Consider the following 11,674-nt stretch of genomic DNA (forward strand, 5'->3'; position numbering starts at 1 on the left):
ACCGGCGACGGTGCGGGCCCGTCCCGTGTCCGGGCTCACCCGCCGGCGCGCGGCCGGACGAGGCCGCTCTCGTAGGCGGTGACGACGGCCTGGACGCGGTCGCGGAGCCCGAGCTTGCGCAGGACGCGGCTGACGTGGGTCTTCACCGTCTCCTCCCCCACGACGAGGCGGGCGGCGATCTCGGCGTTGGACAGGCCCCCGGCGATCAGGCGGAGCACGTCGGTCTCGCGGGGCGTGAGGACGTCCAGGACGTCCGGCGCGGGCGGGCGGGGCCGCAGCCGGGCGAACTCGCCGATGAGGCGGCGGGTGACGGCGGGGGCGAGCAGCGCCTCCCCGGCGGCGACGACCCGCACGGCGTCGAACAGCCGCTCGGCCGTGACGTCCTTCAGCAGGAAGCCGCTGGCGCCCGCGACCAGGGCGTCGTAGACGTGCTCGTCGAGGTCGAACGTGGTCAGCATGAGGACCCGCGGCGGGTCCGGTTCGGCGGTGACGCGGCGGGTGGCCTCGATGCCGTCCATGACGGGCATCCGCACGTCCATCAGCACGACGTCGGGCCGGTGGTCGCGGCACGCCCGGACCGTCTCCGCGCCGTCGGACGCGGTCGCCACGACGGCGAGGTCCGGCTGGGTGCCGAGCAGCGCCCCGAACCCGGCCCGGACGACCTCCTGGTCGTCGGCGACCACGACGCGGACGGTCACGGCGCGGACGGTCACGGCGCGGACGGTCACGGCGCCTCCAGCGGGAGCGTCGCCTCGACCAGGAACCCGCCGAGCGGGCCGGGGCCGGTGCGCAGGTCGCCGCCGACGGCGGCGGCCCGTTCGCGCATGCCGAGCAGCCCGTGCCCGGCGGGGGCCGCCGATCCGCCGGGGCCCGGGCCGCTGTCGCGGACGATCACCCGCAGCGCGTCCGGCGCGTAGTCGATCTCCACGTCGACGGCGGCGCCGGGCGCGTGCCTGCGAGCGTTGGTCAGGGCCTCCTGGGCGATCCGGTAGGCGGCCAGTTCGAGGCCGGGGTCGAGGGCGGCGACGTCCCCCCGGACTATCAGGCGGACCCCGGCGGCGCCCGACTCGCGGGTCTCGTCGACGAGGTCGAGGAGCTGCTGCAGGCCCGGCTGGGGGCGGCGGGTCGGTTCCGCTCCTGCGTCCTCGCGCAGCACGCCCAGCAGCCGCCGCATCTCGGTGAGCGCGGTCCGGGCGGTGTCGCCGATCGCCAGCAGCCGCGCGGCGCCCTCGTCGGGCATGCCGGGGACGGCCAGGCGCGCCGTCTCCGCCTGCACGGAGATCATCGAGATGTGGTGGGCGACGACGTCGTGCAGCTCGCGGGCGATGCGGGCCCGCTCACCGCGCGCCGTGTGCTCCAGGAGGGTGCTCTCGAACGCGCGGCGGGACGCGGCGCGCGCGGCGGTCCGCGCGCGCCGCCGCAGGACCCGCCGCCGCACCAGTGCCGTCCAGACCGTCACGAGCGCGGCGAGCGCCGCGACGGCCGCGCCCCGGTGCAGGGCGCACGCCGCCCCGGCCGCGGCCGTGATCGTCACTGCGGCGCCGGTGATCCGGTCACGGGCCAGGACGAGCGGCAGCGTCGCGCACACGTCCACCACGATGGCCAGGGACAGTGGCACGCCGGAGCCGTGCGCGCGATAGACGGCCTCGACGGCGCCGGCCGCCGCTAGGCCCGCGCCCGCCACCGGCCACCATGACCGCTCCTCGATCTCCCCCACGCACGCCATTGTGGCGTGGCCGGGACCCGGCGGCGTCCCTCCCGCGAGGGACCCCCGTCCCCCGTCCCCCGCCCGCCAGGACGCCACCACGGCGGGACGACGCGGCGCCGTCGCGGTCCGTAGCCTCCCTGGGCATGGAGGCAACCATCGAAGTGCGGGGCCTGCGCAAGCGGTACGGCGCGGCCCTCGCCGTGGACGACCTGTCGTTCACGGCCGGTCCCGGGCAGGTCACCGGGTTCGTCGGCCCGAACGGCGCCGGCAAGTCCACCACCATGCGGATGATCATGGGCCTGGACCGGCCCGACGCCGGGACGGCGCTGGTCGGGGGTCAGCCCTACCGGTCCCTGCGGACGCCGCTGTGCCGCCTCGGCGCGATGCTGGATGCGGCGGCGGTGCATCCAGCGCGCCGGGCCCGCGACCATCTGCGCTGGCTCGCCCACGCCAACGGGCTGCCGGCCCGCCGGGTGGACGAGGTCATCGAGCTGACCGGGCTGGGCGGCGCGGCGCGGCGGCGGGCGGGCGGGTTCTCGCTCGGCATGCGGCAGCGGCTCGGGATCGCCGCGGCGCTGCTCGGGGATCCGCCGGTGCTGATGTTCGACGAGCCGGTCAACGGCCTCGACCCCGAGGGCATCACCTGGATCCGGGGCCTGCTGCGGTCGCTGGCCGCCGAAGGGCGGGCGGTGCTCGTGTCCAGCCATCTGATGAGCGAGCTGGAGGGCGGCGCCGACCATCTGGTGGTGATCGGGCGGGGCCGGCTGATCGCCGACACCAGCGTCGGGGACCTCCTCGACGCCGCGTCCGACGGGCGGGTCGAGCTGCGCACCGCGCAGCGGCAGGAGGCCATGACGGTGCTGGCCCGCGCGGGCGCCACCGTGACGGCGACCGGTCCGGACGCGGTGACGGTGGCGGGCCTGCCGTCCGAGCGGATCATCGCGCTGCTCACCGGCGAGGGGGTGACGTTCAGCGGGATCGCCGCGCACCGGGCGTCGCTGGAGGAGGCGTACATGGAGCTGACCAGGGACGCCGTGGAGTTCCAGGCCGTGACCGGGCAGGAGGCCCAGTGACCGCCGCGACCCCGGCCGCGGGCACGGGCTACCGGAGCAGTGTCGAGGCGGAGGCGCGGGACGGGTTCGGGCGGCTGGTGCTCGCCGAGTGGACCAAGCTCCGCACCGTCCCCCGGTGGATGCTGACCCTGCTGGCGTCGGTCGCGCTGACGGTGCTGGTGGCGCTGCTGTCGGCGGCGGGGAGCCAGTCGACCGCCTCGGGCGGCGACCCCGCGCCCCGGCGCCTCACAGGGATCCTCGACTTGGGCCACTTCACCTACCTGCCCCTCGCCGGGGACGGGACGGTCGTCGCCCGTGTCACGGCGCAGGACGGGGGCGGCCGGTGGGCGAAGGCCGGCCTCATGATCCGGGGCAGCGCGCAGAGGGGCGCCCCCTACGCGGCGCTGGTGGCGACGCCGGGGCACGGCGTCCGGCTGCAGACCGGCTACGAGAGCGGCGGCCAGGGCGGCGGGACGGCGACCCTGCCGCGCTGGCTGAAGCTCGCCCGCTCCGGCACGGCCGTGACCGGCTACGACTCGCCGGACGGGCGGACCTGGCACCGCGTCGGGTCCGTCCGCCTGGAGGGGCTGCCACGGGACGCGCTGGGCGGGATGTTCGCGGCTGCCCCTGACAAGGTCGAGGTGGGGCGGCAGTTCGGCGGCGAGAGCGTCTCCGGGCGTCCCGTCAGCACCCGCGCGACGTTCGACCACGTGTCGGTGTCACCGGCGCCGGCGGGCGCGTCCTGGCAGGACCGGGCAGCGCCGGGCGGGCCCGCGGCCGACCCCGAGCCGGACGGGCACACGCGGTCCGGCGGAACGTTCACGCTGAAGGGCACGGGTGACGTCGGCCCCGACCTGTTCGCCGACGACGTCACGAAGACGACGCTGACCGGCGTCCTGATCGGGCAGGCGGCGATCGTCGCGCTCGCGGTGCTGTTCACGACGGCCGAGTACCGGCGCGGCATGCTGCGCACGACGTTCGCGGCGAGCCCGCGACGGGGCCGGGTGCTGGCCGCCAAGGCGGTCGTGGCGGGCCTGGCGGCCCTCGCCGCCGGGCTGGCCGCGGCGTTCGGCGCGGTGCTGCTCGCGGGGCCGGTCCTGCGCTCGCACGGCATGCCGGCGCCGCCGGTGTCGGACGCGGCGGTGCTGCGGGCCGTCCTCGGCACGGCGGCGCTGCTCGGCGTCGTCGCGGTGTTCTCGCTGGCCGTCGCGGTGATCGTGCGGCGCAGCGCGCCCGCGATCACGATCGTGCTGCTGCTGCTGCTCGTCCCCCAGGTCGTCGCGACGGGGCTGCCGCTGTCGGCGGCGCGGTGGCTGGAGCGCCTCACCCCGGCCGCCGGGTTCGCGGTCCAGCAGACGGTCACCCGGTTCGACCGGGCGATCGGCCCGTGGGCCGGGTTCGGGGTGCTGTGCGCGTACACGGCGGTGGCGCTCGGCCTGGCCGCCTGGCTCTTCCGGAGGCGGGACGCGTGAGCACGGCGAACCGGGCGACGCCGGTGGCCGTCCCTTCGCGGGCGGCATGCGTGAACGCCCTGCACGCGGAGTGGACGAAGCTGCGGACGCTGCCGAGCACATGGTGCGTTCTGCTGGCCATGGCGGCGTTGACCGCCGCGGTGGGCGCCGCCGTGACCGCATCCGTCGACACCTCGCACTGCACGAGCCCGGCGGGCTGCATGGAGGACACCCCCAAACTCGCGCTGTCGGGCGTCCAGGTCGGTCAAGTCGCCGCGGTCGTGCTCGGCGTCCTGGCGGTCGGCGGCGAGTACGCCACCGGGACGATAGCGGCGACGCTGGCGGCCGTCCCGCGCAGGGCCACGGTCCTGGCCGCCAAGGCCGCAGCCGTCGCGGGCGCGGTGGCCGCCGCCGGGACGCTCGGCGTGCTGGCGGCGCTGGCGGCGGGGCGGGGCCTGCTGCCCGGGAACGGGTTCACGGCCGCGAACGGCTACCCGCCGCTCTCCCCACTGGACGGCGCCACCGCGCGCGCCGCGGCCGGAACGGTCCTGTACCTGGTGCTGGTCGCGCTGCTGTCCCTCGGCGCGGGGACGGCGCTGCGCGAGCCCGCGGCGGCGATCACCGCGGTGCTGGCGCTGCTGTGGATCTTCCCGGCCATCACCCGGCTGGCCGGCAGCGCGACGTGGCAGGACCGGCTGGACAAGGTTGCGCCGATGACGGCGGGCCTGGCGGTGCAGGCGACGCGAGGCATGGAGGAGCTGCCGATCGGGCCGTGGGAGGGCCTCGGCGTGCTCGCCGGCTATGCGGCGGCCGCGCTGCTGGCGGGCGGCGTCGTGCTCGCCGTGCGGGACGCCTGAGCGTCAGGCGCGCGACGACGTGTCGTCGTCCTCCTTGACGACGTCCTGATCGACGACGTCCTCGTGGATGACCTCGCCGCGGACCACCGGTCCCGGCGGGGTCTCGACGCGGCCGGGGCTCCGGCCGAAGGGATCGAATCCGGGGCCGGGCGGCGGGTACACGGTGGCGGCCCGCTCCTCGGCCGCCCGCAGCCGCCGCCCGGCGAACGACGACAGGCCCCGCCGGACGAGGGGGCGGGTGAACGGCAGCACGAGCAGCAGCCCGAAGAAGTCGGTGACGAAGCCCGGGAAAAGCAGCAGCATGCCGCCGGCCATGACCAATGCGGCGTCGCCGAGTTCGCGGTCGTGCAGGGCGCCGGTGCGGACCGTGTCGTGCAGCGCGGCCCAGGCACGGCGGCCCTCCCGCCGGACGAGCCACGCGCCGAGCACGGTCTCGGCGACCAGCAGCCCGACCGTGGGCCAGGCGCCGATCGCCCCGCCCACCTGGATGATGACGAAGATCTCCAGCGCGGGCAGCAGGAGGATTCCCAGAAGGATCAGCAGCGGCAGCATGGCCCCGTTCTTCGAATTCGTCGAAAGCCTCTCCCCCTGTACAACGCCGGGGCGGGCCCGAACGTTTCCCCGCGGGCCCGGCCGTCTCGGCGGGGCGGCCGGCCTCACGGGCGGGCCGTCTCAGCGGGGCGGGCGGAGCTTGCCGACGCGGTCGGACATCCCCCACTGGGTGATGCGCAGCGCCGCCTCGGCCATCACGTCCCGGCTCATCTTGCTGGTGCCGTGCTCGCGCTCGACGAACGTGATCGGCACCTCCACCACGCGGAGCCCCTGCCGCAGCGCCCGCAGGGCCAGATCGATCTGGAAGCAGTAGCCGCGCGAGTCGACCTCCTCCAGCCCGATCTTGGCGAGGGTGGCGGCGCGGAACGCCCGGTAGCCGGCGGTGGCGTCGTGCAGCGGGATGCCGAGCATCAGCCGGGCGTAGGTGTTGGCGCCGCGCGACAGCGCCTCGCGCCGCTTCGGCCAGTTGCGCACCTCGCCGCCGGGCACCCAGCGGGCGCCGATGACGAGGTCGGCGTCCTCCAGCGCGGCCAGCAGCCGCGGCAGCTCCTCCGGCTGGTGGGAGCCGTCGGCGTCCATCTCCACCATGACGTCGTAGCCCTGCTCGGCGGCCCACTGGAACCCGGCGATGTAGGCCGGGCCGAGCCCGTCCTTGCCCTGCCGGTGCAGGACCCTGATCTGCTCGTCCTTCCCCGCCATCTCGTCGGCGACCTCGCCGGTTCCGTCGGGGCTGGCGTCGTCGACCACCAGGACGTCCGCCGACGGGACGGCCTCGCGCACTCGGCCGGTGATGCGCTCGATGTTGTCCCGCTCGTTGTAGGTCGGGATGATCACGAGCACCCGGCCGAGGTCGGCTGGGATCTCCATCGGTGTCAATTCCCCTCGTTCTTCCTGGCTGTCCATGCCGCCGCGAGGACCGCGCCGAGCCCGAGCGCGGCGAGCGCCCACTCGGGCGCGGCGCCGAGCCGGTCCGACAGCGTCCGCGCGGTGCGCGCGGGCACGGCCTGGACCTGGACGTCGGGGACGAACTCGCGCGACTCGTCGAGCATCCGGCCGTCCGGGGCGACGATCGCGCTGATCCCGCTGGTCGCGGACACCAAGATCGTACGGCCATGTTCGACCGCGCGCAGCCGCGACATGGCGATCTGCTGCGGCGGCAGGCCGGTGCGGCCCCAGGTGGCGTTGTTGGTCTGCACGACCAGCAGGTTCCCGCGCGCCACGTCGCGGACCTCCTTGTCGTAGGCCACCTCGAAGCAGATCACGTCGCCGATGGTCACCGGCCCGAGCTCCATCACGCCCGAGCGGTCGCCCTTGGCGAAGTCGCGCGGGATCCGCTCGAACCGGGTGATCAGCTTGGTGAGGAGGTCGCGGAACGGCAGGTACTCCCCGAACGGCACGGGATGCCGCTTGACGTAGTAGTCGCCGGGCCCGCTCACCGGGTCCCAGACGATGCCGCGGTTCTCCACCTTCTCGCCGTCGGGCGTGTCGGTGAGGGCGCCGACGAGGACGGGGACGCCGACGTCCTTCACCGCGCCGTCGATGGCGGCGTAGGCGTCGGGCTCGGTGTAGGGGTCGAGGTCGCTGGCGTTCTCCGGCCACACGACCAGCTCGGGCCGGGGCAGCTCGCCCGCGCGGACCTTCGCGGCGAGTTCGCGGGTGGCCTTGACGTGGTTGTCCAGGACGGCCTTGCGCTGGCCGAGGAAGTCCAGGCCGAGGCGCGGCACGTTGCCCTGGACCACCGCGACGGTGACGGGGCGCCCGGACGCGGGCGTGGGGATCAGCGTCCCCCCGCCCACGACGGCGGCGACGAGCGCGAGGCACGCCGCGATCGGCACCAGGCCGCGCCACGCGGGGCGCGGCTCGGCGCCCTCATCGCCCTCCTTGCCCTCACCGTCCTCGTCTGGCCGGGACGCGCGGGTGCGGCGGACGCGGTACGCGGCCACGGCGGCGTAGGCGACCAGCCCGCCGATCAGGGCCGTCAGGAACGTCACCAGGGGCGCGCCGCCGAAGGACGCGTAAGGGGTCAGCGGCGTGGCGGTCTGGCTGAAGGCCAGCCGCGCCCACGGGAACCCGCCGAAGGGGACGCGGCCGCGGATCAGCTCCTCGCAGACCCACAGCGCGGCCGTCCAGACCGGCCAGCCGGGCAGCCGGGCGACGACCGCGATCCCGGCGCCCAGCGGCAGGAAGTAGGCGGCCTGGACGAGGCTCAGGATGATCCAGCCGTCCGGGCCGACCCGGGAGATGCCCTCAAGGACGGGGAGGAAGAACGCGGCGCCGGCGACGAAGGCGAGCCACGCGCCGGTGCGGGCCGTCCGGCCGCGCAGGGCGAGGGTGAGCAGCGCGATGCCGAGGGGGGCGAGCGGGGTGAGGTCGATCGGCGGGAACGCCGGCCACATGAGCAGGCCGGCGGCCAGGGCCAGCAGGATGCGGGGCCAGCCCGCGCGGCCGCCGCGGCGGAGCCCGCCCAGCCGGCCGCCCGACCTGCCGCGCGGCGCCTCGCCGGGGGCGCCGCTCCGGCCCGCGCCGGATTCCCCGGCCGGCGACCGGTCCCGGAGGGTCTCCTGGGCCACGTCCCCACCTCGTTCGCTCGTTCCCTCCCCGGAACGCTACCGGGCGCGGACGTCCACGGCGACCACGGCCCGGAGGCGCGCGCCGCAGGCCCGTTCGTGAGGCCGGTTCGTGAGGCCGGTTCGTGAGGCCGGTTCGTGAGGCCCGTTCAGGAGGCGCCCGAGGGAGTGGAGGCCGGGAGCCGGACACGGAAGAGGGCCCGCGACATCCGTCGGGCCGGAGTCGTCCCACAGGCGGTGAGAACGAGGCTCCGTTTTCTACCGGATGTCCGGGCCCTTCCCGGGTCCAACCCCCCGCGCGATCGGGCGGCTCCGCCCGGGCCCGCTCCCGGATCACCGCACTGGCTGAGGCGGGCACGATGCCGACCACTCGCGTGATCCCCGTCCCCGTCGTGGTGCGATGCCCGGCGGCGCCTCGGGCGGCCGATCGGTGAGTCCCGTGCTGGACTGCAGCAAAACTACCGGCTTCCGGGCTCATGTCAACCGCCGCATGCCCTGCGGCGACTCCACGTCGTCCCAGCTCAGAGCCATGATCAGCCGTCCGCGAAATCCGCTGCGAAGATCGGTGATCACGGCGTGGCGGGCCCGGGCCGGCCTCCGGGGGTCAGCCTCCCGGCGCGGCGACCACCACCGTGCCGGTCGCGGTGACCGCGACGATCGGCTCCGGCAGCACCTCGGCGGCCGACTCCCCCTTGTCCGGGCGGCCCCGGCACACCACCCGGGCCTCGAACTCCATCGCGCGGCTGCGGGTTCCCGCACGGGTCAGAACGGCGCTGGTCTCCAGCACGTCGCCGGCCTTGACGGGGGCGCGGAACTGGACGTCGGTGTAGGAGGCGAACAGGCCCTCGTCCCCGTCGGTGCGGATGCACAGCTCCGTCGCCGCGTCCCCGAACAGGCCGAGGACGTACGCGCCGTCCACCAGGTCACCGGCGTAGTGGGCGTGGGAGTAGGGGATGTAGCGGCGGTGGGTGACGGTCGTCCCCTCGCGCGGGTCACTCATCGTCTGTCTCTCCGTCGGTCTGGGCGGGCAGCAGGGCGTGGACGAGGTAGCTGGCGACCTCGGCGGGTGTCGTGCCCTTGCCGAAGATGCGGTCGACGCCGAGGTCGTCCTCAGTGACGGTGTCGAACCGGGGGCCGCCGACGACGAGCAGCGGACGTCCCATGCCCCCGGAGACGGCGGTCGGGTACTCGGCGTGGAACGCGGCGGCCATCTGCTTGGTGTTGTGCAGGTGGGCGTTGCGCTGGGTGACGACCTGGGAGACCAGGACGGCGTCGGCGTTCTCGGTCTTGGCGCGCTCCACCAGTTCGGGCACGGTGACCTGGGCGCCCATGTTCACGACCTGGATCTCCCGGTAGTACTCCAGGCCCTTCTCCCCCGCGAACCCCTTGACGTTGAGGATCGCGTCGATGCCGACGGTGTGCGCGTCGGTGCCGATGCACGCGCCGACGACGACGAGCCGCCGGTTCAGCGCGCCGCGGATCGCGAGGTTCACCTCCTGCGAGGTCAGCAGCGGGTAGGCGCGCTCCTCCGGGACGGGGATGGACGCGTAGTCGATCAGGTGCCGCACCTTCCCGTACACGATGAAGAAGGTGAAGTCGGGGCCCATCGGCTTGGCGTGCACGACGCTGGCGGGGTCCAGGCCCATCTTCCCGGCGAGCTGCAGGGCGGCGGCGTCGGCGCGCTTCCCGGCGGGGACGGGCAGAGTGAACGACATCTGCACCATGCCGTCGCCGGTCGTGTCGCCGTAGGGGCGGATGACCTGCCGGGTGTCCGCGGGCTCGGCGGGCGCCTGGGTCCCGGTTCCGGGGCTCTCGACCGTCATGCGGGCACCTCCTGCTCGGCGCCGGTGCGGGCGGCGTGCGGGTTTTCGGTGTCGAGGATCTCGATGGCGGGGTTGAAGTATCCGTCCGCGCGGGGGACGACGCCGTCCAGGCCCTTGCCGCCGTCCGGCGGGCGGCGGGTGACGCCGAAGGTGCCCTCGGCGATCGCGTTCAGCAACCCGTCGTCGGCGATGCGCTCCAGCAGCTCGACCGACTCCGACAGCACCTGCTTGGCCCGCTGGACGAGCATGCCGTCCGGGCGGGGCATGAAGTCCTCGGCGAGGTTCCCGCAGGCGTCGCGGACGTAGCGGACGTTCTCCAGCGCGAGGTCGCGGTCGGACAGCCACGGGGTGTGGATCCCCTCGGTCATCATCCCGATCAGGATGATCGACTGCCCGGTCATGACGCCGGCGAGGTTGAAGAAGGCGTCCAGCAGGTAGCCGGCGAAGATGTTGCCGGTCATGTGCTTGGTCGGCGGCATGTACTTCAGCGGCGCGCCGGGGAACAGCTCCCGGACGAGCTGGGCGTGCGCGAGCTCCAGCCGGAACGACTCGGGGATCGCCGGGTTGATCTCGAAGGCGTGGCCGAGGCCGAGCTGGGCGTCGGCGAGACCGGCCTCGTGCCCGAACCGCTCGTTGAGCAGCTGGCTGACGATCACGGTGTGCGCGGCGTCGACCGCGTCGGCCGTGGTGAGGTAGTTGTCCTCGCCGGTGTTGATGACGATGCCGGCGCGGGCGTGGATCTGCCGGGAGAACCGCTGGTCGATGAACGTCCGGCGCGGGTTGATGTCGCGAAAGATGATCCCGTACATGCAGTCGTTGAGCATCATGTCCAGGCGCTCCAGCCCCGCGAGCGTCGCGATCTCCGGCATGCACAGGCCGGACGCGTAGTTCGTCAGCCGCACGTAGCGGCCCAGCTCCCGTGACACCTCGTCCAGGGCCGCGCGCATCAGCCGGAAGTTCTCGCGGGTGGCGTAGGTGCCGGCGTAGCCCTCGCGGGTGGCGCCCTCGGGGACGAAGTCGAGCAGCGACTGCCCGGTGGAGCGGATCACGGCGACGACGTCGGCGCCCTCTCGGGCGGCCGCCTGGGCCTGCGGGATGTCCTCGTAGATGTCGCCGGTCGCCACGATCAGGTAGACCAGCGGACGGGGCGGGTCGGCGGTGTCGGGCGTGGGCAGTCCGGCGAGCAGCCGGTCGCGTTCGGCGCGGCGCCGGTCGATGCGGGCCATGCCGGTGCGGGCCGCCTCGCCGGCGGCCTTGCGGGCGTGGTCGGCCTCGGTCCCGGACGGGAGCCGGAACGGCACTCCTCCCCTGGCGACCGCCCGGGCGAGGTCGCCGAGGGATTCGTGCCCGCCGGTCAGCAGCGCGTCCCAGACCGGCATGGCGAGGCCGTGCTCCAGGCCGACCTGGTCGCGGACGGCGTCGGCGAGGTGGTTGGCCCAGGGGCGTCCCTCGTCGTCGGCGCCGGTGAGACCGGCCAGCCGCAGCAGGGCCCGCTCAACCGAGACGGTGGTGTGGGAGCGCGCCATGTCGATGATGGGCTCGGCGGCCCGGGCGGCGAGCCGCCGGGCGGTGCGCACGGCCTCCGGATCGAGGTCCAGCTTTCCCTGCGGCGCCATTGCCGTCTCCCCTCACGCAGCCGCCCCTCTCAGGCCGGTCCGAACAAT

Annotated in this window: 11 protein-coding genes; 3 read left to right on the top strand and 8 right to left on the bottom strand. The window is 75.0% G+C overall.

Features of this window, described 5'->3' with window-relative positions; genetic code table 11:
• Nucleotides 1-35: 35 nt before the first annotated feature.
• Both SM418_RS12670 and SM418_RS12675 read right to left on the bottom strand, forming a co-directional pair.
• Entirely contained in the window at nucleotides 36-698 is a 663-nt protein-coding gene (locus SM418_RS12670; protein ID WP_371942262.1) for a response regulator, read from the bottom strand.
• 26 nt (nucleotides 699-724) lie between these two features.
• On the bottom strand, nucleotides 725-1,717 hold the full coding sequence (locus tag SM418_RS12675) for a sensor histidine kinase (protein ID WP_371942079.1): 993 nt from the start codon (nucleotides 1,715-1,717) through the stop codon (nucleotides 725-727).
• A 134-nt stretch (nucleotides 1,718-1,851) separates the two neighbouring features.
• On the opposite strand from SM418_RS12675, the gene SM418_RS12680 reads away from it, so the two are divergent.
• Genes SM418_RS12680 through SM418_RS12690 form a run of 3 tightly spaced genes read left to right on the top strand, consistent with a single transcriptional unit; the run spans nucleotide 1,852 to nucleotide 5,068 of the window.
• Complete coding sequence (locus SM418_RS12680) at nucleotides 1,852-2,781, top strand: ABC transporter ATP-binding protein (RefSeq protein ID WP_371942080.1); 930 nt, start codon at nucleotides 1,852-1,854, stop codon at nucleotides 2,779-2,781.
• Nucleotides 2,778-4,232 (top strand): DUF1349 domain-containing protein, encoded by a 1,455-nt coding sequence (locus SM418_RS12685; RefSeq protein ID WP_371942081.1) that lies wholly within the window; start codon nucleotides 2,778-2,780, stop codon nucleotides 4,230-4,232. The genes SM418_RS12680 and SM418_RS12685 overlap by 4 nt, the downstream gene beginning before the upstream one ends.
• Nucleotides 4,229-5,068: an ABC transporter permease gene (locus SM418_RS12690; protein ID WP_371942082.1), complete on the top strand. Its 840-nt coding sequence runs from the start codon at nucleotides 4,229-4,231 to the stop codon at nucleotides 5,066-5,068. Before SM418_RS12685 ends, SM418_RS12690 begins: the two co-directional genes overlap by 4 nt.
• Nucleotides 5,069-5,071: 3 nt before the next feature.
• Here SM418_RS12690 and SM418_RS12695 read toward each other — a convergent pair whose 3' ends face one another.
• The 6 genes from SM418_RS12695 to kamD all read right to left on the bottom strand — a co-directional run bounded on the left by SM418_RS12695 (nucleotide 5,072) and on the right by kamD (nucleotide 11,626).
• The gene (locus SM418_RS12695) at nucleotides 5,072-5,620 is read right to left on the bottom strand and encodes an FxsA family protein (RefSeq protein WP_371942083.1); all 549 of its coding nucleotides are present in this window, start codon (nucleotides 5,618-5,620) and stop codon (nucleotides 5,072-5,074) included.
• Between the two features lie 120 nt (nucleotides 5,621-5,740).
• Nucleotides 5,741-6,487 (bottom strand): polyprenol monophosphomannose synthase, encoded by a 747-nt coding sequence (locus SM418_RS12700; protein ID WP_371942084.1) that lies wholly within the window; start codon nucleotides 6,485-6,487, stop codon nucleotides 5,741-5,743.
• A 5-nt stretch (nucleotides 6,488-6,492) separates the two neighbouring features.
• Entirely contained in the window at nucleotides 6,493-8,190 is a 1,698-nt protein-coding gene (lnt, locus tag SM418_RS12705; RefSeq protein ID WP_371942085.1) for an apolipoprotein N-acyltransferase, read from the bottom strand.
• Nucleotides 8,191-8,791: 601 nt separating this feature from the next.
• Complete coding sequence (gene kal, locus SM418_RS12710; protein WP_371942086.1) at nucleotides 8,792-9,187, bottom strand: 3-aminobutyryl-CoA ammonia lyase; 396 nt, start codon at nucleotides 9,185-9,187, stop codon at nucleotides 8,792-8,794.
• Nucleotides 9,180-10,010 carry a lysine 5,6-aminomutase subunit beta gene (kamE, locus tag SM418_RS12715; RefSeq protein WP_371942087.1) on the bottom strand — a complete coding sequence of 277 codons (831 nt, stop codon included), beginning with the start codon at nucleotides 10,008-10,010 and terminating at the stop codon, nucleotides 9,180-9,182. Before kamE ends, kal begins: the two co-directional genes overlap by 8 nt.
• Nucleotides 10,007-11,626: a lysine 5,6-aminomutase subunit alpha gene (gene kamD, locus SM418_RS12720; protein WP_371942088.1), complete on the bottom strand. Its 1,620-nt coding sequence runs from the start codon at nucleotides 11,624-11,626 to the stop codon at nucleotides 10,007-10,009. The genes kamE and kamD overlap by 4 nt, the downstream gene beginning before the upstream one ends.
• Nucleotides 11,627-11,674: the final 48 nt, after the last annotated feature.

It is taken from the genome of Actinomadura chokoriensis (assembly GCF_041463665.1).
GTDB classification, from domain to species: domain Bacteria; phylum Actinomycetota; class Actinomycetes; order Streptosporangiales; family Streptosporangiaceae; genus Spirillospora; species Spirillospora chokoriensis_A.

Coding starts and splice junctions, on each gene's coding strand:
- SM418_RS12680 (WP_371942080.1), top strand. CDS start 1,852: ATGGAGGCAACCATCGAAGTGCGGGGCCTGCGCAAGCGGTACGGCGCG.
- SM418_RS12695 (WP_371942083.1), bottom strand. CDS start 5,620: ATGCTGCCGCTGCTGATCCTTCTGGGAATCCTCCTGCTGCCCGCGCTG.
- SM418_RS12700 (WP_371942084.1), bottom strand. CDS start 6,487: ATGGAGATCCCAGCCGACCTCGGCCGGGTGCTCGTGATCATCCCGACC.
- kal (WP_371942086.1), bottom strand. CDS start 9,187: ATGAGTGACCCGCGCGAGGGGACGACCGTCACCCACCGCCGCTACATC.
- kamE (WP_371942087.1), bottom strand. CDS start 10,010: ATGACGGTCGAGAGCCCCGGAACCGGGACCCAGGCGCCCGCCGAGCCC.
- kamD (WP_371942088.1), bottom strand. CDS start 11,626: ATGGCGCCGCAGGGAAAGCTGGACCTCGATCCGGAGGCCGTGCGCACC.